Consider the following 22,995-nt stretch of genomic DNA (forward strand, 5'->3'; position numbering starts at 1 on the left):
GGGCCGATGCCAGCCCTCCCACTGGGGATGCGCTTCGCTATTCGACCGTGATGCCCATGGAGCGGGCGGTGCCGGCGATGATCTTCGCGGCGGCGTCGATGTCGTTGGCGTTGAGATCGGCCTTCTTGGTCTCAGCGATCTCGCGCACCTGGTCCCAGGTCACCTTGGCGACCTTGGTCTTGTGCGGCTCGCCCGAGCCCTTGGGCACACCGGCGGCCTTGAGCAGCAGCCTGGCGGCGGGCGGGGTCTTCAGGGCGAAACTGAAGGTGCGGTCCTCGTAGACGGTGATCTCCACGGGGATGACGTTCCCGCGCTGCGACTCGGTCGCAGCGTTGTACGCCTTGCAGAACTCCATGATGTTGACGCCGTGCTGGCCAAGTGCAGGACCGACCGGCGGGGCGGGGTTGGCCTGCCCGGCCTGGATCTGCAGCTTGATGAGCCCGGCGACCTTTTTCTTCTTCGGGGCCATGCTTCTGGTGTTCCTTTACTTGCTCATCCAAGGGCGCGTGAACGCCCTTTGTTACTAGCCGCTGTGGCGACTAAATCTTGGAGACCTGGGTGAAGGTCAGCTCGACTGGTGTCTCGCGGCCGAAGATGGAGACCAGCACCTTGAGCTTCTGCTGCTCGGCATTGACCTCGCTGATGGAGGCGGGCAGCGTCGCGAACGGGCCATCCATGACGGTGACGGACTCGCCGACCTCGAAATCGACCAGGATCTCGGGGCGCTCCAGGGTGGCCTCGGTGCTGGCACCGGCCGCGGCGGCGGCGCTGGACTTGGCGGGCTTCTTGGCCGCGCCCTGCGGCAGCAGGAACTTCACCACGTCGTTCAGCGACAGAGGCGACGGACGCGAGGTGGCACCGACGAAGCCGGTGACGCCCGGCGTGTTGCGCACCGCACCCCACGACTCGTCGTTGAGCTCCATGCGCACCAGGATGTAACCCGGCAGCACCTTGCGGTTGACCTGCTTGCGCTGGCCGTTCTTGATCTCGGTGACCTCTTCGGTGGGCACCTCGACCTGGAAGATGTAGTCACCGACGTCCAGGTTCTGCACGCGGGTCTCGAGGTTGGCTTTCACCTTGTTCTCGTAACCGGCGTAGGAGTGGATGACATACCAGTCGCCGGGCTTGAGTCGCAGCTCCTTCTTGAGCGCGACTGCCGGGTCCTCGTCTTCGTCGACCTCAGGAGCCTCGTCGGCAGCAGCCTCTTCGGCCGGAGCCGCGTCCGTCTCGTCGACCGTATCGGCCTCGACGGCCTCCTGGCCCTCGGTCAGATCGTCGGTCTGCGACTCGACGCCGTCGACGGTCTCGTCGGCGACCGTCTCGTCGCCGTCGAACGTAGTCACGTTGTCAGTCCTCTCTCAAATTCCAGATCAGGTGCCGAATACCAGCGACACCAGCCGCGCCAGTCCAAGGTCGGCGCCGGAGATCAGCGCAACCATGAACACCAGGAAGACCAGCACCACCGTGGTGTAGCTGACCATCTGCTTGCGGTTCGGCCAGATCACCTTGCGCAACTCGGCAACGACCTGCTGCAGGTAGTTGACGACGAACATGATCGGGTTCCGCGACGGACCGTTCTTCTTGGCCTTCGCGTTCTTCTTGGCTTTCTTCGACTTACTCGAGTCGGCCTTGACATCGTCGCTCGACGCGTCGCCCTCGGCGGCCTCGTCACTGTCGGCCTCATCAGCCGCACCACGACGGGTCCGCTTACCGGTCGGGCGCACCGGCCGGGTCACCACCGCGGTCTGGCCGTGGGTGGTGTCCGTAGCCCCGGTATCGGTGCCAGCGTCGGTTCCAGTGTCGTCTGCGGAGCCGGCACCTTCGCGCTCGTCGCTCACCGCATGCCTTTCATCCTGGTTTGCGTGGTCACCTTCCAGTGTCCACACGTTGTCGAGTATTCAGTTTGAGCAGGGGCGACAGGACTTGAACCTGCAACCTGCGGTTTTGGAGACCGCTGCTCTGCCAGTTGAGCTACGCCCCTCTGTTGGTGACATGCTGGCGCTTTCGTCACCGTACTGCGCCGAGGCTTACACAATTCGCGCGCTCTCCGATCGCTCGATGGTCAAGCCGACGGACAGCGCGCTGAAATGGGAAAAACCCCGGGTTCCGAGTGTACCCGGCGTGGGCGCCAGAAACTAATCGCGCCCATTGATGACAACTACTCCCCGGCGGCCTTCCGCATGACCTTGCCGGTTTCCGGATCCCACTTCACCTGGATGGAATCGTCGGCATCGTGACCCATCATGGTGGTGATGGCTTCCAGAACCACCGCACCGTCATCGTCGGTGCAGACGTTGTGGGTGACGACGATGTCGGCGCCGAAGCGCTCCTCGACCGAGGTGACCTCCATGATGGCGTGCAGCTGATCGCCGGCCTTGAGCGGCTTGCGGTACACGAACTTCTGATCCACCTGGACGATCTGCTTGGTTTCCATGCCGATGTCGACGTTCTGGAAGAAGTGTTCCTGCACCAGTAGCGCCAGAGTTGAGGCGAAGGTGAGTGGCGCGACCAGGGCGTCATGGCCGAGTTCGGCGGCGGCAGCCTCGTCGTGGCTGGCCGGATCCATGGCCTTGACAGCCTTGGCGTACTGACGGATCTGCTCGCGGCCGATCAGGAACGGATACGGATACTTCCAGACCATTCCCTTGATGTCAGCCTTGAGTGCCATTGGCCCAGAACTCCTTACGCCAGTTTCGCGGTCGCTACGGCCCGCCCGAAGATCTTCTTCCCGCCCGCGGTCGCCGAGATGGCGACGGTGACCAATTTGGCTTCGGGATCCACGGACTTGACCCGCCCGTTGAAGACGATCTCTGCTCCGACACCGTCATTGGGGACCGGCACCACCGCGGTGAACCGGACGTTGTACTCGGTCACGGCAGCCGGGTCGCCGACCCATTCGGTGACGTAGCCGCCGCCGAGGCCCATGGTCAGCATGCCGTGGGCGATCGCGGTGTCGAGGCCGACCTGCTTGGCGATCTCGTCGTCCCAGTGGATCGGGTTGAGGTCACCGGACACACCGGCGTAGTTGACCAGATCTCCGCGGGTCAACGGGATCACGCGCTCCGGAAGCGTGTCACCGACCTTGACCGAACTGAACTCGCGCAGCGCCATCAGTTAAAACCCTCTTCTCCGTCACCCGCACGCCCGGCCAGGGTCGTGTAGGCCTCCTGGACCACCTCACCCTTGTCATCGGTGATGATGTTCTTGGTCACGATGATGTCGGTGCCGTGCGCCTTGCGAACGGAGTGCACGTACACGTCGCAGTACAGCTTGTCACCGGCCCTGACCGGCTTGAGGAACTTCAGCTCCTGGTCGACCTGGACGATCTGAGCGTCCTGAATACCGATTTCGGCCCATTCGAAGAACGCCCACTGCGCCTGGTAACCGAAAATGCAGATAAAGGTCAGAGGCGCGAGCAGCGAGTCGTGTCCGAGCTCGGCTGCGGCAGCCTCATCGTGAAAGCACGCGTCGTTGTTCTTGACCGCGAGCGCATGCTCGCGGATCTTTTCGCGTCCGACCTCATAGTGCTCAGGATGCCGATAGTGCATCCCGACGATGTTCGTCGATAGAGCCACGGCGAATTGCTATCGCGACTCTTTGTGCGGCTGGTGGGTACCGCAGTTGGGGCAGAACTTCTTGATCTCGAGCCGGTCGGGATCGTTGCGGCGGTTCTTCTTGGTGATGTAGTTGCGGTGCTTGCACACCTCGCACGCCAAAGTGATCTTCGGCCGTACGTCGGTACTCGACGCCACGTCAGTTCTCCCTGCTCAAAATCATGCTCTGCTTTGATGTTCCTGTAGCGGTGGGGGGACTCGATCCCCCGACCTCACGATTATGAGTCGTGCGCTCTAACCAGCTGAGCTACACCGCCCCGATGAGGCGAGTCGGCGCACCGCCTGCTCGTCCACCGAGCCCCCTAACGGAATCGAACCGTTGACCTTTTCCTTACCATGGAAACGCTCTGCCGACTGAGCTAAGGGGGCTTGTCCCGCAGCGTTGCGGCTGCGGGGCCTTAAAGAGGGTACAACCTCCCCGGCGGCCGCACCAAACCGCAGGTCAACGCGGCCGCCCGGGAGCTATTTTGCCTGGTCGGCTAGTCCAGGAGCCAATCGTTGGGCGCGAACAGCTCGCAGTGCACCCGCTCGGTGGCGACTCCGCGCTCGCTCAGTTGGGTGCGGACCGCCTCGATGAATCCGGCCCCGCCGCACAGGTAGTAGGCGGCGTCGGCGGGCAGCTCGATGCCGTCGAGCTTGAGCAGGCCGGCGTGCACACCGGGGGCACCACCGGTGACGCCGTCCTCGTACCAGAGGTCGAGGCTGGCGTTGGGCAGTGCGTCGATCAGCTCGTGCTGACGCTCCCGCAGCGGGTGGCCATTGTCGGTGCGGTCGGCATGCAGGACGCGCACGTGGGCATCGGGCGCCTCGGCGGCCAGGAATTCCAGGATGCCGACCATCGGGGTGACACCGATTCCCGCGGACACCAGCACCAGCGGGCCATCGGGCCGGCCGCCGTTGTACAGGTCGCCGAAGGGCACCGTGATGTCGAGCAGGTCGCCGACGCAGAGGTTGGCCCGGATCCAGGACGACACCTCGCCTGCAGGCTGGTCCGCGACGGCGTCGACCGGTTTGACCGCAAACGTCAGATCGGTCGAGCCGGGCGCCCCGACCAGGCTGTACTGGCGTAGCTGACGGGCACCGTCGGGCAGGGTCACGCCGACCGAGACGTATTGTCCGGCAGCGAAGTTGACGGGCTCGGCGGCGCGGACGGTGACGAGCACGGCGCCGGACGGGTCGTCGACGCGGGAGATGACGCGCAGCCGCCGGAAGACGTCACCGGGTTCGACGCCGGCTCCCGCGTACAGATCCCGCTCCAGCGCGATCAGAGTGTCGGCCATGATCCAGTAGACCCGGTCCCAGGCCTCGGCCACCTCGGCGGTCACGGTGTCGGCGCCCAGCACCTCCACGATCGCGGCGAACAGGTTGTCGTGCACGATCGGGTACTGGTTGGCGGTGATCCCGAGCGAGGCGTGCTTGTGGCCGATGCGCGCCAGCAGGGCCGAGGGGTGGGGCAGGTCGGGGTTCACCAGATGGGTGGCGAACGTGGCGATCGAGGCCGCCAATGCGCGCTGCTGGGCACCCTGGGCCTGGTTGCCACGGTTGAACAGGTTGCGCAGCAACTCGGGGTGGTTGGCAAACAGCCGCCGGTAGAACTCCGAGGTGATCTCGTCGATGTGCGCGCCGATGAGAGGCAGTGTCGCCGAGACGATCTCGGCGTGGTGCGGCTCCAGTTCGTCGCGTACCGCAGACGGCTCGGGGCTGGTGACGGTCATCGGAGATTCCCTTCGGTTGTGAGTTGTAAAACAATCGGTAGGCGGTTGCCTGCCGTCAGGTCTGTCACGGTGTACCGGTCGAGTTCGCGATAGAACGCCTCTTTGGCGTCGGCCAGTACGCGGCGGAGCCGGCAGGCCGCGATGAGCGGACACGGGGAATCCCCGCCGCATTCGATGACCTCACGGTCACCTTCGAGTTCGCGCACCAGCCAGCCGATCGAGGCGTTGCGCCCGGCGTCGGTGAGCACCAGTCCCCCGACCCGGCCGCGCCGGGCATGCACCATGCCCAGTTCGGACAGCTTGGACACCGCCTTGGCGACGTGATGCTCGGAGGCATTGGCGCCCGTGGCGATGGTGCGGGTGGTGATGCGCCGGTCCTCGGACTCACCCGAGGCCAGCAGCATCAGCGTGCGCAGTCCTAGGTCGGTGAACCGGGTGAGGTGCATACCGCTGACGCTAGTAATTCCGCATTTGAGATGCGAGTTTTATGCCGTGTGGGGTCAAACACTTCGTGACGTGCGGTTTTTAGACCTGCGGGGATGCGCGCAGCGGGTGATTCAGGGCACCGCACACCCCGTCGGTCATGGGCCTCGTAGCGCCCACGAATAGTCTTGATTCATGTCCGAGCCCCAGGTTGATGACCGCTTGTACTTCCGGCAGTTGCTGTCCGGTCGCGACTACGCGGCGGGCGACGTGATCGCCCAGCAGATGCGCAACTTCTCCTACCTGATCGGCGACCGCGAGACGGGCGACGCCGTGGTGGTCGACCCTGCGTACGCGGCCAACGACCTCGTCGACGTGATCGAGAACGACGGCATGCACCTGTCCGGCGTGCTCGTCACCCACCACCACCCCGACCACGTCGGCGGCACGATGGCGGGCTTCTCCCTCAAAGGCCTGGCCGAGCTGCTGGAACGTCAGAGCGTGCCGGTCCACGTCAACACCCACGAGGCCGAGTGGGTCTCCCAGGTCACCGGAATCGCGCCGAGCGAGCTGATGGGGCACGTGCACGGCGACAAGGTTTCGGTGGGCGCGGTGCAGATCGAGCTGCTACACACTCCCGGCCATACCCCGGGCAGCCAGTGCTTCCTGCTGGACGGCCGCCTGGTTGCCGGGGACACGTTGTTCCTCGACGGATGCGGGCGCACCGACTTTCCCGGCGGCAATGTCGACGACATGTTCCGCAGCCTGCAGGCGCTCGCCAAGCTGCCCGGCGACCCGACCGTCTTCCCCGGGCACTGGTACTCGGAGGAACCGAGCGCCCCACTCGATGAAGTCAAACGCAGCAACTACGTGTATCGGGCATCAAACCTTGAGCAATGGAACATGTTGATGGGCGGCTGATGAATCGTTCCAGTCCGGCCGAATACGGAATCCAGTGAATTAACGGCGCCGCAACGGAGCAATTCCGCCTTAGGATCAGCCGTCTGCCACGGATTTCGTTGCCTGAACGGTTGCAAGGGGAACTATGGCCCATTTTGCGCGATTCGAGTAGTGCAATACTCAGGACATCAGGCCGCATACCCGGCAAAGTAAATGTCAGCAATTGTCGAGGAGTAGTTGACAGTCCCGCCGGGGGTCACCGTGAAGAACATCGTGCTGTGCTTCGACCACACAGATGAACATCCCGGACTCCGTGACGCATCGAATACCGAGATGCTGTTTCGGTTGCTGGACGGCACCGATCAGCTGAACTGGTATCACAGCGGCACGCCGATGCGACCCGGTCGAAGAATCACGCCGGGCCGCCGCGGCGACGCCGTCAGCGAAGCCCGGACAGCCATCGTCGAGGCGTACCGGTTCCTCGGAGACGCGTGGGATCCCGGGGACCGGATCTTCGTGTTCGGGGGCGGCGAGGGCGGACACCGCGCCGGTGAGCTGGCCACCCTGCTCGGCACGGTCGGCCTGTTGCCGGCCCACTCCGACGACGTACTGGATTACGCGCTCGCCACCTACGTACTGCCCCGCACCCCGCGCACGCCGCAGGATTGGCGACAGATCAGGGTGCTGGCGGCGCAACTCGTCGGCGACCGCGACCCCGCGGTCCCGGTGCGGTTCGTCGGCCTGTGGAACGCGACGGCCACTCCGGGCACCAAACAGCAGATGGGCCCGCTACCGACCGTGGAATCGGGTCGGCACGCGGTGGGCGTGGATGGCGGGCGCCGGACCATGCGGTACTGCGAGCGCCTGGACGAAGTCTGGTTCCGGGGAACCCGCTGCGATGTCACCGGCGGCACCGGCGCGTGCTGGCCGCTGTCCGATATCGCGCTGGACTGGATGCTGGACGGGGCCATTGCCGCGGGGCTGCTGGTTGTCGACAACAGTGCCTGCCCCACTGACCTCGATGCGCTGGCCGGGACCGCGCCGACGATCGGTCGGTGCCGGCCGCCGCTGGACGCCAAGGTGCACGCGAGTGTGGAGGTGTATCTCCGTTCGCACCCGCACTATTGGCGGCGACTGCCCGCGCGTATCGAATGGGCCGACGTCGAATGGCTGGCCCGCGGTGAGCGCCTGGTGCACACACCGGTCACCGAGACCGTGCACCGCGACATCCTGACTGCCGTCGCGTCATGAGGCCGGTTTTGGTCGGAGTTTGCTGAGCCGGACCGCTGCCCGCGCCGAATGTCCGTGATATACCCACTTGGTGGGGATCATCGATTCAGTCACGGAGCGGGGGCGTGAGTTGGCTAGTTTCGAACCGGGTGCATGGACTGCGCTCGCGGCATGGGTGGCAATTGTCGTCGTCGTCATCGCGTTGATCTATGCGTGGCGGCAGTATCTGAAAGCCAAGGACCGGCAGGCCGAGCTGACCCAGCCCAATGTGTCGATGTTCATGGAGCCCAGCAGTGCCGATTGGCACCTGGTCGAGCTGGTCGTCCGCAATTACGGGCAACGGCCGGCCTACGGTTTGCGGTTCGAATTCGCGAACCCGCCGACGGTCGGCAAGTACGAAAGCTCCTATGACGACAACTTCGTCGACATCGTGCCGCTGAACCTGCCCGCCGAGATCCCGTACCTGGCGCCATCGCAGGAGTGGCGCATCGTGTGGGATTCGGCGCTGGACCGCAAGCAATTGGGTGAGGCCATCGCGTCCCGCTTCGATGGCGCGGTCACCTACTACGACGAGCCGGGCTCCCCCGGCAAGCCCAGTGGCCGCAAGCTGCGCAACACCGCGGTGCTGGACTGGGCCACGCTGCCGCCGGTGGACCGCATGGAGCTGCTGACCACGCATGACCAGGCGCGCCGGGAGAAGCAGAAGCTGGAGTTGTTGCGCGGTGTGCTGACCTATTTCCAGTACGCGGCCAAGGAGAGCGACGAGCAGACGCTGCGGAACGAGATCAACCGCATCAACTCCTTGGGCTCCGAGGTGCGGTCCCGCTGGCGCGACCGCTACGAGGCCAGTCATGACGATGACGACGACGATTACGACGATGACGATCCCGAGACCGACCTGATCAAACCGGCGGCAACGTCCGGCAGGCGTCATCGGGCCTGAGGCCACTCACTACCATCGGTGCGATGAGCAGTCTGGTGAGCTACGAGCTCAACAATGCCGTGGCCACGATCACGATGGACGACGGCAAAGTCAACGCACTGTCGCCTGCGATGCAGGCCGAGATCAACGCGGCGCTGGATCAGGCGGCCGCCGGCGCGGCGGCCGGCGAGGTGAAAGCCGTGGTGCTGGCGGGCAGTTCGAAGGTGTTCAGCGGCGGGTTCGACCTGAGCGTGTTCTCGTCCGGCGACGTGGCGGCGACGCTGGGCATGCTCGCCGGCGGCTTCGAACTGTCGGTGCGGTGTCTGAGTTTCCCGGTCCCGGTGATCATGGCCGCGACCGGACACGCCATCGCGATGGGCTCGTTCCTGCTGCTGTCCGGTGATCACCGGGTCGGCTCGTCGACTGCGCGGTGTCAGGCCAACGAGGTGAAGATCGGGATGACGCTGCCGATCGCGGCCATCGAGATCATGCGGATGCGCTTGACCCGGGCGGCTTTTCAGCGCGCGATCGCCATGGCCGCGGTGTTCACCGGTGATGCGGCGATCGCGGGCGGCTGGCTCGATGAGGTCGTCGAGGCCGACGCGGTCCTGTCCCGCGCTCAGGAGGTCGCCGCCGAGGCCGCCGCGGCCTTGAACACCGGTGCGCATGTGGCCAGCAAGCTCAAGGCCCGCACCGAGACCCTGACCGCGATTCGCGCTGGAATCGACGGACTGGCAAAGGAATTCGCGGGCTAGGCGCAGTTTTTTGGGCGTTGGCTTCGCGTACGTAGCGCTACGGCGATTTTTCGACCGTTTTTCCGCCACAGCGCTACGCACGCGAGGCGCGAGCTTTGGCGATCCGGCCGAGCACGTTGGCGGCACCGTCCCTGCGAGTGACCCGGATGACGATCCAACCCATCTCGATCATCTCGTCGACCCGGGCGATGTCCTTGCGGAGCCGGTCGAGGTCGGTGTGATGGCGCCCTTCGTATTCGAGCGCAATCTTCAGCTCCGGCCAGGCGAGATCGACCTCGCCGACCACCACGCCGTACTCGTTGCAGACGGGATACTGCGTTTGGGGCGGCGGATAACCAGCGCGAACGACCAAGAGCCGCAACCAGGTTTCCTGCGGTGACTCCGCTCCCGGATCCACCAAAGCGATCGTGGCGCGGGCCCGCTTGATACCTTTACGGCCCGAATGGCGTTCGGCCGCCAACTCGATGTCAGAGACCTTCAGCCGGGCCGATCTCGCCAGTGCATCGATGGCCGCCACTGCCGTATCTTCGGGAAACTTGCAGGCCAGATCGAGCGCGGTGCGGGCAGGTGTGGTGAGGCGGATATCGCCGACCCGGCAGATTTCGTCGTCCGCGATCGCGTCGGCCCACGTGACGATCCCTCGGGCCGGCCTCCGATTGTTGTTGTTGATGACGTAGGCGGGCAGGCCCGCATCAATCCACCGCGCCCCATGGAAGGCCGACGCCGAGAACCCGGCCAGGACTCCGTTTCCGCGACATCGCAACCAGCAGGCCTTGGCGCGCATGAGGGCAGTCGGCTGAGTGCCTTTGGCGACGTAGATGTCTCGATGAACGGCCATGAACCGGGTTCGCAGCTGATGCCGGGTCAGAGCACCTGAGGCCAGCGCTTCGCTTCCGACGAATGGATCCCCCATGGGCGGAGTGTGCCGAGGCCTACCGACATCTCACGTGTGTAGCGCCACGGCGATTTTTCGACCGTTTTTGCGCCCTGGCGCTACGTACGCGGATCAGTTCGGCCACGCACGCGCCGCGGCCGCCAATATATCTATGTGCTATGCACATATGGTGCCTCGCTACAACCAACTCGATGAGCTTCTCGTGCGCATCCACACCGTCCGGCAGCGCCCGGGATGGCGGCGCCGGCTGATCGACGCATCGGGCAGTGTTCCGACGCTGTCGACGCTGCGGGTGTTGCGCGCCGTCGAGCAACGGGAGAAGGCCAGGCAGAGTGCATCGGTCGGCGAGGTGGCCGAGTACATGGCGGTCGAGCACTCCACCGCCAGCCGCACCGTCGCCAATGTCGTCGCTGCCGGTCTCCTGACCAAAACCCAAGACGTCGAGGATCAGCGTCGGTGCGCGCTCGCCCTCACCGACACCGGGCGCCAGGCCCTGGCCGACGTGACCGAACGGCGCCAGGAGATGGTCGCCGAGACCGTGGCCGACTGGCCCGCATCCGACGTGGACAAACTCGTCGACCTGTTGGAGCAGCTGGTCTCCGATTTCGAGCGGGGGATCAGCTCGTGACGGCCCAGGCCACTTCCCGCCCGCAGCCGCGCGGTGCCCTCCGGCTGATGTTCGACCCGGTCTTCGGCGCCTTGTTCTGGGGCAAGATGTTCTCGGTCGTCGCGGTGTGGACGCACGGCATCGTGGCGGCCATCGTCATCTTCGACGCGACCGGCTCGGCGGTGATGGTGGGCATGGTCGGCGTCGCGCAGTTCCTGCCCCAGCTCATCCTCAGCCCGACCAGCGGCAAGTGGGCCGACGTAGGCAACCCGGCCCGCCAGATCCTGTGGGGCCGGGTGTTGTGCATCATCGGCTCCGGTTCGACCGCGGTCTGGCTGGCGCTGTCCCCCGATCTGCAGGGCACCGCCGCCGCGGTACCGGTACTCGTCGGCTCCACCCTCGTGGGCTTCGGATTCGTCATCGGAGGACCGGCCATGCAGTCAGTCGTGCCGAGCCTGATCCGCGACGGCGAACTGCCGACGGCCATGGCGCTCAACAGCATTCCGATGACCATCGGCCGCATCCTGGGCCCGGCCATCGGCGCGTTCCTGGCCGCTCGTCTCGGTGCGGCGCCGGGCTTCGCGATCAGCGCGGGCCTGCACATGGTGTTCGCGATCTTCCTGCTGCTGGTCACTTTCCCGGCCCGGCCCGAGCGCAGCCCCGACGGCGACTACCGGGTGCGTGCGGCGCTCAATTACGTCTGGCGGGACCGCCCGCTGCTGCTGGCGCTGCTGGCCGTGACGACCGTCGGGTTCGCCTCCGATCCGTCGATCACGCTCACCCCGTCGATGGCAGAGGAGCTTGGCGGCGGCGCCCACCTGGTGGGTGCGTTGTCGGCGGCGTTCGGCCTCGGCGCGGCCGTCGGCATGGTGGTGCTGGCCTCGATGCGCGGACGGTTGCCCGCTGCCCAGGTGTCGGCGATCGGGCTGTGGCTTCTGGTGGCCGGGTCTGGCCTGCTGGCGCTGGGCACCGTGACGGCCTTGGCCCTGGCCGGTTTCGCGGTCGCGGGGCTGGGTTTCGGTTGGGCGATGACGGGCCTGAGCACCGTCGTGCAGGAGCGTGCCCCAGAGGAACTGCGGGGCCGCATCATGGCGTTGTGGCTCGTCGGCTTCCTCGGGTCGCGTCCGTTCGCGGCGGCGCTGCTGGGCGGCGCGGCCGACGTGTTCAACGTGCGGGTGGCGTTCGTCATCGCCGGTGCCGTCACACTGCTCGTCACCCTGGCTGCCCGACCCGCCGCGCTGTCGGCCCCGAATCCGGTGACGGTCTGACGGTCTGACGCTCAAGCCACCCGCACGATGCGTCCGGCGGCCCCGTCGACCTCGACGATGTGGCCGGTACGCAGCACCCGGCTGGCGGTCTTCGATCCCACCACGCACGGTATGCCGAACTCCCGGGCGATGATCGCCGCGTGCGACATCGTGGCCCCGGTACTCATGACGACGGCGGCCGCGTAGGTGAAGTACGGGGTCCAGCCGACGTCGACGCTGTCGGCGACCAGGATTTCGCCGGGGCTCAGTTGGTGCAGCGATTCCACGGTCACCACCCGCACCCGACCGGTGGCGGAGCCGACAGACGCCGGTATTCCGGAAAGCGCTTCGCCACATCCGATTTCGGGAACCGTCTCCGGACTCGGCGTCCAGGTCCCGACGAAGTCCAGCGGTGGCCGCTCGCGCTCCAGACGCGCCCGTTCGGCCCGCCGACGCAGTACCAGGTACCGGACGTCGAGCGGAGGCCACAGCAGTTCGTCGAGCACGAGGTAGAACACGTCGTCGGCGTCGACGATGACGCCCTGCGCCACCAGCCGCGCTCCCAGTTCTCGCGCAGCGAGCCGATATTCATGGGTGAGGCGGATCGCGGCGTCGCGTCCGCGTTCCCTGGACCGCTGGAACCACGCCCCGACCCAGGTCAGCAATCGCACCCAAGGCGACATCGCCGGCTCGGGCACTCGACGTCGGGCAGCGCTCGCGAGCTTGCCGATCACCTCCAGCAGCACTGCCGGGTCGTCGGCGTAGACCGGGTTGGCCAGCTCGCTCTCCCCCGGTCCCCGGTGGCCCCACGCGGCGACCACCGCGTCGAGCCGCGCAACGAACTCCGGGTGTTGCCTCCTCAGCAGTTCGATGGCCGACGAGGGTGGGTGTTCACCGAGGACGGCCGCGATCGCGGGGTCCGACGCGACATCGGCGGCCAGCGAACGGGTGGCCACGGTGAGACCCGCGCTCGCCAATTTCTCCATCCCGCCGAAGAATTCGGTGGACAGCGAGCGGCGGGCCAGGATCTCCAGAACGCCGGTGAACGACACCGAGGCCAGGGTGATGAGTGCCGCCGTGGCCCAGGCGTCGACGACTTCGTCGTGCAGACAACGCATTTCGTCGCGCAATTGCACGTCGGACCGGCCGCGGTAATGGGCGGCACCGCGCTGCCGGCTGCGCGCGTCGGCGTCCATCCGCTTGGTTTCGGTACCGGAGGATGCCACGAACACCAGCAGCCGCGGCAACCGGCGCGCCTTCGCCCACAGCCCCGCCCGCGCGGTCTCGGAGCCATTGTCGTCATGGTCGGCGCCGAACAGCTTGTCACGCCAGCCCGCCGGTCCAGCGGCGGGAAGCACGGCGCCGGCCGCGAACAGCACGGTGAGGTTGGCGTAGATGCGGTGGCCGAAGGCCCCGGTCTGCTCCTCGATGACCGCGCGGCGCAGCTCACCGTCCACGCTCATCGCCTCGACCGCGTGCACTCCCATCGCCCGCATGCCGTCGAGCGAAAGCTCCAGCGACAGCGGTGTCATCGGCCCCGGAAACGCCTCGGTGGTGTTCACCGCGGTGTACGCGGGCCAGCGTGGATCGATGTCGGTGTCGAATTCGCCGCGGGCCTCGCTGGCCGGGTATCGAGGCGCCGGCGCACGGGTAGGCACACGCGCCCACGGGTAACGCCACGGCAGCCGAACCTGCCTACCGCGCACGACGATGTGGGCCCGGTTGGCCTTGGCGAAGTCCTGCACGCATTCGGCCGTAGACCACCCGGGCCGGAAGCCGAACGCGCTCAGCCGGGTGGTGTCGAGCACCGGTTGGTCCTCGCCGGCCCGTTCGAGGTACGGCTTGCCCAGCAGCGCGGCCACCTGCCGTAGCGGCAGCGGATCGGCGGCCAGGCCCACCGTCCCGGCCCAGTCCGGGGTGTCGACGGCGTCGGCGATGAAGCGCGCGACGTCGTCGTGGTGAATGAACTGCACCGTGTTGGGCCGGTTCCTGGCCCCGACGATGACAGGTGCGGCATAACGCTGTCGTGCCGCACCGGCCGAATCCCGGCCCAGCACCGGGGCCAGCTCGACGCGCAGCTCGGCGTCCCGTGTCACCGTGACGACGCGGGACGCGAGCCGGAGGACGACGGCGGGGACAACGGAGCTGCCCGCCTCGGACAGGTGGTGTCCCCTGCGCCGCAGTTCCGCCCGGATAGCGGCGTCGGCGCCGTCGCAGGTACCGCTGACCACAACACGCATCCCAATCAGTGTGCGGCGGCCACAGGCGGGCTGTCAGTCGATTTGCTCAGGATCGTCGGCCTGGGGTTTTCGGTGTCAGCCCGCGGTCTTATCGTGTGTGTCGATGGCACTGCACCTGCACCGGGCCGAGCGCACCGATCTGCTCGCCGACGGACTGGCCGGTCTGCTGTCGCAACCTCCGTCCGATCCGTTCGCCCAGGACCTCGTGCTGGTCCCGGCCAAGGGCGTGGAGCGCTGGCTGAGTCAGCGGCTGTCGAACCGGCTCGGGGTGTGCGCGGCGGTCGAGTTCCGCAACCCGCGTTCGCTGATCGCGGAGCTGACCGGGACAACAGATGAGGATCCCTGGTCGGCCGATGCGATGGCCTGGCCCCTGCTGGCGGTCATCGACGACAACCTGGATCAGCCGTGGTGTCAGCCGGTGGCCACACACCTCGGGCATTTCGAGACCGGTGACGAGTATGAGCTGCGTCAGGGCCGGCGCTATGCGGTGGCCCGCCGGTTGGCCGGGCTGTTCGCCTCCTACGCGCGGCAGCGCCCGCAACTTCTGGTCGACTGGGCCGACCTGCCCGACGACCTGGCCTGGCAGGCCCCGCTATGGCAGGCGCTGGTCGAGCGGATCGGCGGCGAGCCGCCGTACCTCCGGCACGCGAAAACCCTTGCCCGGCTGACTGAATCACCCAGTGGCCTGCCTGAGCGGCTGTCGTTGTTCGGGCATACCCGGCTACCGGTGGCCGAGATCGAACTGCTCACCGCGCTGGCCACCCATCACGATCTGCATCTGTGGCTGCCGCACCCCAGTGACGACCTGTGGCAGTCGCTGGCGGCGCACACCGGACCGCTGCCGCGTAGTGAAGACAGCAGCCACCGCGATGTGGGCCACCCGCTGCTGGCCACCCTCGGCCGCGATCTCCGCGAGCTGCAGCGCAGCCTGCCCGCCCCGGACACCGACGAATATCTCAGTGGCACCGGCTATCCCGACACCGTGCTGGGCTGGTTGCAGTCCGATATCGCCGCCAACGCGGTGCGCCCGATCGGGCGGGTGCCCCGTCGCGAGGACCGCTCGGTGCAGGTGCACAGCTGCCACGGCCCGGCCCGGCAGATCGAAGTGCTGCGGGAGGTGCTGCTGGGCCTGCTCGCCGACGATCCGAGCCTCGAGCCACGCGACATCCTGGTGATGTGCCCCGACATCGAGACGTATGCGCCGCTGATCACGGCGGGGTTCGGGTTGGGCGATGTGGTGCGCGGCGCACATCCGGCGCACAAGCTGCGGGTGCGGTTGGCCGATCGTGCTCTGGTGCAGACGAATCCGCTGCTGGCGGTGGCGGCGTCGGTGTTGGCCCTGGCCGGCGGGCGGGCCACCGCGAGCGAGGTGCTCAATCTGGCTGAGTCGGATTCGGTGCGGGCCAGGTTCGGGTTCACCGACGACGATCTGGACGCCATCACCGCCTGGGTGCGTGAGGCCAACATCCGGTGGGGTTTCGATCAGGAGCATCGCGGCCCGTACGGCGTCGAATTCCTGCACAACACCTGGCGTTTCGGTATCGACCGGGTGCTGGCCGGGGTGGCGATGTCCGACGATTCGCACGCCTGGCTGGGCACGACTCTGCCGCTCGACGATGTCAGCAGCAACCGCGTCGAGTTGGCCGGCCGGTTCGCCGAGTTCGTGGAAAGGCTCAGGCACGCTGTCGATCAGCTCAGCGGGGTCCGCCCCCTCGGTGAGTGGCTATCCGCGCTGAGCACCGGGATCGAGGCGCTCGCCTCCTCCGACGAGGAGTGGCCCGCCGCCCAGGTGCAGCGCGAGTTCGCCGAGATCACCGAGGCCGCAGGCGCGGCCGCGACGCCCATGCGGCTCAGTGACATCCGCGCACTGCTGGACCGGCATTTGGCCGGCCGCCCGACGCGGGCCAACTTCCGCACCGGAACCCTGACGGTGTGCACCATGGTGCCGATGCGCTCGGTGCCGCACCGGGTGGTGTGCCTGGTCGGGTTGGACGACGGGGTGTTCCCGCGGCTGGGGGCAGTCGACGGCGACGACGTCCTGGCTCGTGACCCGCGTACCGGCGAACGCGACATCCGTTCCGAGGACCGCCAGTTGCTGCTCGACGCGATCGGGGCGGCCACCCAGACCCTCGTCGTCACCTATACCGGCGCCAACGAATACTCCGGTCAGGCCCGCCCGCCGGCGGTGCCGTTGGCCGAGCTGCTCGACACGCTCAAGATCACCGCTGAGCAACCCGTGGATGTGGTGACCGCACACCCGTTGCAGCCCTTCGATATCCGCAACGTCACCCCCGGCGCCCTGCTGCCCGACGGCCCGTTCACGTTCGACCCCACGGCGCTCACCGCGGCGCAGGCCAGCGCCGGGCAGCGGGCCGACCGGCCGCCGTTCTTCGCCCACCCGCTGCCGGAACCAGCTGCCGCGGACGTCCCGCTGGAGGATCTCGTCACGTTCTTCAAAGATCCGGTGAAGGGCTTCTTCCGGGCGCTGGAGTACACGCTGCCCTGGGATGTGGACGGGGTGTCGGATGTGATGCCGGTCGACATCGACGCTCTGGAGGAATGGACCGTCGGCGATCGCATGCTGAACGACATCCTGCGTGGCATGACCCCGGCCGACGCCCAGCAGGCCGAGTGGCGTCGCGGCACCCTGCCGCCCGGACAGTTGGGCTGGCGCCGTGCGATCGCGCTGCGGGATCAATGCGCGCTGCTGGCCGCCGAGGCATTGCGGCACCGCGGCACCGACCCGCAGGCCTACGACATCGACATCGATCTGGGCACCGGGCGGCGGCTGACCGGTACGGTCTCCCCCGTGTTCGGTGACCGGCTGGTGTCGGTGACGTATTCCAAGCTCGACGGCAAGCACCTGCTGCAATCCTGGATTCCGTTGTTGGCGTTGGCCGCGGGGCATCCGGGGCGGGACTGGTCGGCGGTGTGCATCGGGCGGCCCCGGCGCGGCGACAATCCGCGCGTCGAGGGGTTGGGCCGCCCGGACGATCCGGTCGCGCTGCTGGCCGATCTGGTGGCCATCTACGACGCGGGCCGCCGGGAGCCGTTGCCGCTGCCCATCAAGACCTCCTATGCGTGGGCGGCCGCGCGGCACGCCGGTGACGACCCGGAACGGGAAGCCGGATTCCGGTGGCGTAGTTCCAGATTCCCCGGCGAGGACGAGGCGCCCGCCCATGTGCGGGCGTGGGGCCGCGGCGTGCCGTTGAGCCGGTTGCTCGGGCTGGGTGAGTATTCCGAGCGGTTGTGGCTTCCAGTCCTACGGGCCCAGTTGCAGGCCGAGGGACCAACCCGGTGAAGGTCTTCGATCTGCTCGGCCCCTTGCCGGAGAAGAACAGCACCACGGTGCTGGAGGCCAGCGCGGGCACCGGCAAGACGTTCGCGCTGGCCGGGTTGGTGACCCGGCTGGTTGCCGAGGGTGCGGCGACGCTGGATCAGATGCTGCTCATCACGTTCGGCCGGGCCGCCAGCCAGGAGTTGCGTGAGCGGGTGCGTGCCCAGATCGTCGGTGCGCTCGTGGCTTTGGAGGATCCCTCGCGTGCCGACAACGATCTGCTGCGGTATCTGATATCCGAAGATCAGCAGGCCCGCGGGCAGCGGCTGCGCGACGCGCTGGCCGGTTTCGATGCCGCCACCATCGCCACCACGCATCAGTTCTGCCAGATCGTACTGAAATCCCTTGGCGTGGCCGGGGACAGCGATTCGGGTGTGACGCTGGTCGAAAGTCTTGACGAGCTGGTGTGCGAGATCGTGGACGATCTGTATCTCGCCCACTTCGGTGCTCAGCGGGATGTCCCGGAGCTGGGGTATGCCGAGGCCCTGCGGTTGGCCCGCGTCGTGGTGGCCAATCCGGCGACCGAACTGCGCCCGCTGGATCCCGAGCCGGAGTCCCCGGCGGGGATACGGATCGGGTTCGCGCGGGCAGTGCTGGCGGAGTTGGAGATTCGTAAACGCCGCCGCGGTGTGCTGGGCTATGACGATCTGCTGACCCGGCTGGCCGGAGCGCTGGCGGCGGAGGGCTCGGCGGCCCGGGTACGTATGGCGCAGCGCTGGCCGATCGTGATGGTCGACGAGTTCCAGGACACCGACCCGGTGCAGTGGCAGGTGATCGAGCGGGCCTTCTCCGGGCGTTCCACCCTGATTCTGATCGGCGACCCCAAGCAGGCGATCTACGCGTTCCGCGGTGGGGATATCGACACCTATCTGCGGGCCGCGGCCACCGCCGGCGACAAGCAGACGCTGGGCATCAACTGGCGCAGCGACAGCGTCCTGGTGGACCGGTTGCAGGCCGTGCTGCGCGGCGCCGAACTCGGCGGCCCGGACATCGTGGTGCACGACGTACAGGCCAACCACCAGGGCCACCGGCTGGCCGGGGCGCCGCACAACGATCCGTTCCGGCTGCGGGTGGTGACGCGGAACCGCACCGGCACCAAGGTGATTCCGATCGCCGATCTACGCGGGCACATCGGCAAGGACCTGGCCGCCGACATCGGTGCGCTGTTGACCAGCGGCGCCACCTTCGACGGGGACAAAGTGCAAGCCCGCGACATCGCGGTGATCGTCGAGACCCACAAGGATGCCCGGGCCTGCCACACCGCGCTGATGGAGGCCGGTATCCCTGCGGTCTACACCGGGGATTCGGATGTGTTCAATTCCGAGGCCGCCGAGGACTGGCTGTATCTACTGGAAGCGTTCGACCAACCGCACCGACCCGGGCTGGTGCGCGCCGCGGCGGCCACGATGTTCTTCGGGGAGACCGCCGAAACCCTTGCCGCGGGCGGGGATGCGTTGACCGACCGGGTCGCTGACACGCTCCGCACCTGGGCCGGTCACGCCCGCGAGCGCGGTGTGGCGGCGATCTTCGAGGCCGCGCAACTGGCCGGCATGGGCAAGCGCGTGCTGTCCTGGCAGGGCGGTGAACGGTTGATGACCGACCTGTCCCACGTCACCCAACTGCTCGGCGACACCGCGCACCGGGAGGGGTTCGGGTTGGCAGCGCTGCGGGACTGGCTGCGCACGCAGCGCTCCGAGGGCGGCGGCACGTCCGAGCGCAACCGGCGCCTGGACAGCGACGCCGCGGCGGTCCAGATCATGACGGTGTGGGTGAGCAAGGGCCTGCAGTTCCCGATCGTGTATCTGCCGTTCGCGTTCAATCGGTATGTGCCGGAGCCGGATCTGGTGTTGTTCCACGACGCGGGGGTGCGCTGCCTGCAGGTCGGCGGGCCCGACCCGGCGGTGACCCGGGCCGGGCGGGCCGAGGCGGCCGCCGATGACAGCCGCCTGACCTATGTGGCGATGACGCGGGCCCAGTCCCAGGTGGTGGCGTGGTGGGCACCGTCGAACGACGAGCCGAACGGCGGCCTGTCGCGTCTGCTGCGCGGGCGCACCCCCGGCCAGGCCGCGGTGCCCGACCGGTGCGCGCCGGCCAAGGTCTCCGATGACGATGCGCTGACCCGGTTGCGGGCCTGGGAGGCCGCGGGTGGTCCGGCGTTGGAGGAGTCGCTGATCTTTCCGGCGCCACCGGTGCCCGCCCCGGCGATACCAGATGATCTGGCGGCGCGGCATTTTCATCGCTCCATCGACACCGCGTGGCGGCGCACCTCGTACTCGGGGCTGCTGCGTGCGGCCGAGGACGACGGGAACTCCGGGGTGTCCAGCGAGCCGGAGGTCGCCGAGCTCGATGACGAGTCGACCGACATCGCCGTCGTCGCCCCCGCCCAGGGCGCCGACGTCCCCTCCCCGATGGCGGCGCTGCCGACCGGGGCCACATTCGGCTCGCTCGTGCACGCGGTACTGGAGACCGCCGACCCGCTGGCCGCCGATCTGACGGCCGAGCTCCAGGTCGAGGTACGCCGCCACGCGGCCCACTGGCCGGTCGAGGTGTCAGCCGACGAGCTGGCCGCGGCGCTGTTGCCGATGCACGACACCCCGCTGGGCCCGTTGGCGCCCGGCGTGACGCTGCGCCAGATTGGGTTGCGGGACCGCCTGTGCGAGCTGGACTTCGAGTTCCCGATGGCCGGCGGTGATCTACGCGGCGGCGAGTTCGCGCGGCTGGCCGACATCGGGGAACTGCTCGATGAACACCTCCCGGACGACGATCCGATGGCCGTCTACGCCGAGCGGTTGTCGACGGGGCTGCTGGGCCGCCAGCCGCTGCGCGGGTATTTGTCCGGTTCGGTCGATGTGGTGCTGCGGATAGGGCAGCGCTTCGTCGTCGTCGACTACAAGACCAACTGGCTGGGCACCGGTGACGACCCGCTCACCGCGGCCGATTACGGGCGGGACCGGATGGTCGAGGCCATGCTGCACTCGGACTACCCGCTGCAGGCGTTGCTGTACAGCGTTGTGCTGCATCGGTTCCTGAGTTGGCGGCTACCGGACTACGACCCGGGCACCCATCTGGGCGGGGTGATGTACTTGTTCGTGCGGGGGATGTGCGGGGCGCAGACGCCCGTCGTCGACGGACACCCGGCCGGGGTGTTCAGTTGGGAGCCGCCCGCGGCGCTGGTGATCGCGATGTCGGAGCTACTGGATCAGGGAGCCTCGTGATGCTGGATGCGTTCGCCGAGATCCTGGAACCCGCTGATGTGCATGTGGCCCAACGGTTGAGCTCGCTTGCCGAGAGCTCCGACCCGTCCGTCGAGCTGGCCCTGGCGCTGGCAGTGCGGGCACTGCGCGGCGGGTCGGTATGTGTGGATCTGCGTTCGGTGGCCGAACAGTCTCAGTTGCCGGAGCTGCCGTGGCCGCAGGCCGACGAGTGGCTGGCGGCGGTGGCGGCCAGCCCGCTGCTCGGCGCTCCCCCGGTGGTGCGGTTGTTCGGGGACCTGCTGTACCTCGACCGGTACTGGTTGGAGGAACAGCAGGTCTGCGATGACGTGCTGGCCTTGGTGGGTGCTCGACCCGGCGGCTCGGCGCCCGACGTGGCGCGGTTGTTCCCGCCGGGATTCGAGGAGCAGCGGGCCGCGGCGAACGTGGCGTTGTCGCAGGGGCTCACGGTGCTGACCGGCGGGCCCGGCACCGGCAAGACCACCACGGTGGCCCGGTTGTTGGCGCTGCTGGCCGAGCAGGCCGCGCTGGCCGGTCGCCCGTCCCTGCGGATCGCGCTGGCGGCGCCGACCGGTAAGGCGGCGGCCCGATTGCAGGAGGCCGTCCAGCTCGAGGTGAACCGGCTCGATGCCGTGGACCGGGAGCGGATCTCGGGCCTGCAGGCCACCACGCTGCACCGGCTGCTGGGGCCGCGCCCGGACACGTCATCGCGGTTCCGCCATCACCGGGCGAATCGGTTGCCGCACGACGTGATCGTCGTCGACGAGACCTCGATGGTGTCGCTGACCATGATGGCCCGGTTGTTGGAGGCGGTGCGGCCGCAAACCCGGCTGCTACTGGTCGGCGACCCTGATCAGCTCGCGTCGGTGGAAGCCGGCGCGGTGCTGGCCGATCTGGTCGACGGGCTGGGATCGCGCGGGGTGGCAGCGCTGCAAACCTCGCACCGGTTCGGTGAGTCGATCGGTGCGCTGGCGTCAGCAATCCGGGCCGGGGACGCCTCGGGCGCGGTGGAGGTGCTGGCGGCCGGTGGCGAGCATGTGGAGTGGGTGTCCTCGGAGGCAGGCGGGCGGCTGCGGGAAGTGCTTGTGCCGCATGCCCTGGCACTACGGCAGGCGGCGATGCTGGGGGATGCGGGCGCGGCGCTGGCCATCCTCGACGAGCACCGATTGTTGTGCGCGCACCGGCACGGTCCGTTCGGTGTCGCGCAATGGAACCGTCAGGTGCAGCGCTGGCTGGCCGAGGCGACCGGGGAGCCCATGTGGGCGTCGTGGTACGTGGGGCGGCCAGTCCTGGTGACAGCCAACGACTATGGGCTCAAGCTCTACAACGGCGACACCGGCGTCACGATTGCCACCCCGGACGGGTTGCGTGCCATCGTGGGTGGGACCGTGGGCGGGTCCACGTCATTCGCGACCGGCCGGCTCACCGAGGTGGAGACCATGCACGCCATGACGATCCACAAGTCCCAGGGCAGCCAGGCTGACGAGGTGACCGTGCTGCTACCGCCGGAAGACTCCCGCTTGTTGACCAGGGAGTTGTTCTATACCGCGGTCACCCGGGCCAAGACGCGGGTTCGCGTGGTGGGTTCCGAGGCGGAGATTCGCGCAGCCATCGCCCGGCAGGCAGTCCGAGCGACCGGCCTGCGAAAGCGGCTGAAGCTCTAAACGGCGCGTCCGGCGAAAAATGCGCCGGAAATGAGGCCGATCACGAGTGCCAGGGTGGGCAAGCCCATCGCGACAGCCGTGACGACGCCGGCGACCGCACCGATGCCGAGCACCAGCAGAAGTACGCCCACAAATGCACCGACCATTGCACGCCCTTTCCTATGACAGCGATCACAATGTACATCGTCCGTGGGCTGAATCACATACGGATCGCGCACCAATTCGGTTAACGAT

The 22,995-nt window shown here is 67.7% G+C and carries 21 protein-coding genes and 3 tRNA genes; 9 read left to right on the forward strand and 15 right to left on the reverse strand.

Features of this window, described 5'->3' with window-relative positions:
- Positions 1 to 37 precede the first annotated feature (37 nt).
- From rplK to ACWEFV_RS19445, 12 genes are all read right to left on the reverse strand, one after another.
- Positions 38 to 469 carry a 50S ribosomal protein L11 gene (gene rplK / locus ACWEFV_RS19390; RefSeq protein ID WP_450071324.1) on the reverse strand — a complete coding sequence of 144 codons (432 nt, stop codon included), beginning with the start codon at positions 467 to 469 and terminating at the stop codon, positions 38 to 40.
- A 70-nt stretch (positions 470 to 539) separates the two neighbouring features.
- Positions 540 to 1,343, reverse strand: coding sequence for a transcription termination/antitermination protein NusG (gene nusG, locus ACWEFV_RS19395; RefSeq protein WP_135452801.1), 804 nt, complete (start codon positions 1,341 to 1,343; stop codon positions 540 to 542).
- A gap of 27 nt (positions 1,344 to 1,370) precedes the next feature.
- Positions 1,371 to 1,838 (reverse strand): preprotein translocase subunit SecE, encoded by a 468-nt coding sequence (gene secE / locus ACWEFV_RS19400; protein WP_450071414.1) that lies wholly within the window; start codon positions 1,836 to 1,838, stop codon positions 1,371 to 1,373.
- A gap of 70 nt (positions 1,839 to 1,908) precedes the next feature.
- Positions 1,909 to 1,981 (reverse strand) — tRNA-Trp (locus ACWEFV_RS19405).
- A 177-nt stretch (positions 1,982 to 2,158) separates the two neighbouring features.
- Positions 2,159 to 2,668, reverse strand: a complete 510-nt coding sequence (gene hadC / locus ACWEFV_RS19410; protein WP_135452799.1) for a (3R)-hydroxyacyl-ACP dehydratase subunit HadC — start codon at positions 2,666 to 2,668, stop codon at positions 2,159 to 2,161.
- Between the two features lie 14 nt (positions 2,669 to 2,682).
- Complete coding sequence (gene hadB, locus ACWEFV_RS19415) at positions 2,683 to 3,111, reverse strand: (3R)-hydroxyacyl-ACP dehydratase subunit HadB (RefSeq protein WP_135452798.1); 429 nt, start codon at positions 3,109 to 3,111, stop codon at positions 2,683 to 2,685.
- Entirely contained in the window at positions 3,111 to 3,575 is a 465-nt protein-coding gene (hadA, locus tag ACWEFV_RS19420; protein ID WP_135452797.1) for a (3R)-hydroxyacyl-ACP dehydratase subunit HadA, read from the reverse strand. The genes hadB and hadA overlap by 1 nt, the downstream gene beginning before the upstream one ends.
- Before the next feature lie 9 nt (positions 3,576 to 3,584).
- Entirely contained in the window at positions 3,585 to 3,752 is a 168-nt protein-coding gene (gene rpmG, locus ACWEFV_RS19425) for a 50S ribosomal protein L33 (protein ID WP_003881823.1), read from the reverse strand.
- 45 nt (positions 3,753 to 3,797) lie between these two features.
- Positions 3,798 to 3,871, reverse strand: a tRNA-Met gene (locus tag ACWEFV_RS19430).
- Between the two features lie 39 nt (positions 3,872 to 3,910).
- Positions 3,911 to 3,983, reverse strand: a tRNA-Thr gene (locus ACWEFV_RS19435).
- 110 nt (positions 3,984 to 4,093) lie between these two features.
- Positions 4,094 to 5,329, reverse strand: a complete 1,236-nt coding sequence (locus tag ACWEFV_RS19440) for a globin domain-containing protein (protein ID WP_450071325.1) — start codon at positions 5,327 to 5,329, stop codon at positions 4,094 to 4,096.
- Positions 5,326 to 5,775, reverse strand: coding sequence for an RrF2 family transcriptional regulator (locus ACWEFV_RS19445; protein WP_135452795.1), 450 nt, complete (start codon positions 5,773 to 5,775; stop codon positions 5,326 to 5,328). Before ACWEFV_RS19445 ends, ACWEFV_RS19440 begins: the two co-directional genes overlap by 4 nt.
- A gap of 172 nt (positions 5,776 to 5,947) precedes the next feature.
- Between ACWEFV_RS19445 and ACWEFV_RS19450 the strand changes: the two genes are divergently transcribed.
- From ACWEFV_RS19450 to ACWEFV_RS19465, 4 genes are all read left to right on the forward strand, one after another.
- On the forward strand, positions 5,948 to 6,673 hold the full coding sequence (locus tag ACWEFV_RS19450) for an MBL fold metallo-hydrolase (protein ID WP_135452794.1): 726 nt from the start codon (positions 5,948 to 5,950) through the stop codon (positions 6,671 to 6,673).
- Positions 6,674 to 6,913: 240 nt separating this feature from the next.
- Entirely contained in the window at positions 6,914 to 7,903 is a 990-nt protein-coding gene (locus ACWEFV_RS19455) for a phospholipase effector Tle1 domain-containing protein (protein ID WP_450071415.1), read from the forward strand.
- 70 nt (positions 7,904 to 7,973) lie between these two features.
- The gene (locus ACWEFV_RS19460) at positions 7,974 to 8,825 is read left to right on the forward strand and encodes a hypothetical protein (protein ID WP_135452793.1); all 852 of its coding nucleotides are present in this window, start codon (positions 7,974 to 7,976) and stop codon (positions 8,823 to 8,825) included.
- A 23-nt stretch (positions 8,826 to 8,848) separates the two neighbouring features.
- The gene (locus ACWEFV_RS19465) at positions 8,849 to 9,559 is read left to right on the forward strand and encodes a crotonase/enoyl-CoA hydratase family protein (protein ID WP_450071326.1); all 711 of its coding nucleotides are present in this window, start codon (positions 8,849 to 8,851) and stop codon (positions 9,557 to 9,559) included.
- Between the two features lie 73 nt (positions 9,560 to 9,632).
- Here the strand turns inward: ACWEFV_RS19465 and ACWEFV_RS19470 are convergent, their stop codons facing one another.
- Entirely contained in the window at positions 9,633 to 10,472 is an 840-nt protein-coding gene (locus tag ACWEFV_RS19470) for a hypothetical protein (RefSeq protein ID WP_450071327.1), read from the reverse strand.
- Between the two features lie 133 nt (positions 10,473 to 10,605).
- Here ACWEFV_RS19470 and ACWEFV_RS19475 point away from each other — a divergent pair, with 133 nt between their 5' ends.
- Together ACWEFV_RS19475 and ACWEFV_RS19480 are read left to right on the forward strand one after the other, a co-directional pair.
- On the forward strand, positions 10,606 to 11,082 hold the full coding sequence (locus ACWEFV_RS19475) for a MarR family winged helix-turn-helix transcriptional regulator (protein WP_450071328.1): 477 nt from the start codon (positions 10,606 to 10,608) through the stop codon (positions 11,080 to 11,082).
- Positions 11,079 to 12,329 (forward strand): MFS transporter, encoded by a 1,251-nt coding sequence (locus ACWEFV_RS19480; RefSeq protein ID WP_135452789.1) that lies wholly within the window; start codon positions 11,079 to 11,081, stop codon positions 12,327 to 12,329. The genes ACWEFV_RS19475 and ACWEFV_RS19480 overlap by 4 nt, the downstream gene beginning before the upstream one ends.
- An 11-nt stretch (positions 12,330 to 12,340) precedes the next feature.
- Here the strand turns inward: ACWEFV_RS19480 and ACWEFV_RS19485 are convergent, their stop codons facing one another.
- Positions 12,341 to 14,548, reverse strand: a complete 2,208-nt coding sequence (locus ACWEFV_RS19485; protein ID WP_450071329.1) for a PEP-utilizing enzyme — start codon at positions 14,546 to 14,548, stop codon at positions 12,341 to 12,343.
- Positions 14,549 to 14,651: 103 nt separating this feature from the next.
- Between ACWEFV_RS19485 and recC the strand changes: the two genes are divergently transcribed.
- Genes recC through recD form a run of 3 tightly spaced genes read left to right on the forward strand, consistent with a single transcriptional unit; the run spans position 14,652 to position 22,761 of the window.
- Positions 14,652 to 17,849: an exodeoxyribonuclease V subunit gamma gene (recC, locus tag ACWEFV_RS19490; RefSeq protein ID WP_450071330.1), complete on the forward strand. Its 3,198-nt coding sequence runs from the start codon at positions 14,652 to 14,654 to the stop codon at positions 17,847 to 17,849.
- Positions 17,846 to 21,100, forward strand: coding sequence for an exodeoxyribonuclease V subunit beta (gene recB, locus ACWEFV_RS19495; RefSeq protein ID WP_450071331.1), 3,255 nt, complete (start codon positions 17,846 to 17,848; stop codon positions 21,098 to 21,100). The genes recC and recB overlap by 4 nt, the downstream gene beginning before the upstream one ends.
- Positions 21,100 to 22,761, forward strand: a complete 1,662-nt coding sequence (gene recD / locus ACWEFV_RS19500) for an exodeoxyribonuclease V subunit alpha (RefSeq protein WP_450071332.1) — start codon at positions 21,100 to 21,102, stop codon at positions 22,759 to 22,761. Before recB ends, recD begins: the two co-directional genes overlap by 1 nt.
- Here recD and ACWEFV_RS19505 read toward each other — a convergent pair.
- Positions 22,758 to 22,907: a hypothetical protein gene (locus tag ACWEFV_RS19505; RefSeq protein WP_135452784.1), complete on the reverse strand. Its 150-nt coding sequence runs from the start codon at positions 22,905 to 22,907 to the stop codon at positions 22,758 to 22,760. The two genes, recD and ACWEFV_RS19505, sit on opposite strands and share 4 nt — an antisense overlap.
- Positions 22,908 to 22,995 lie beyond the last annotated feature (88 nt).

This window comes from Mycobacterium sp. NPDC004974, assembly GCF_053600815.1.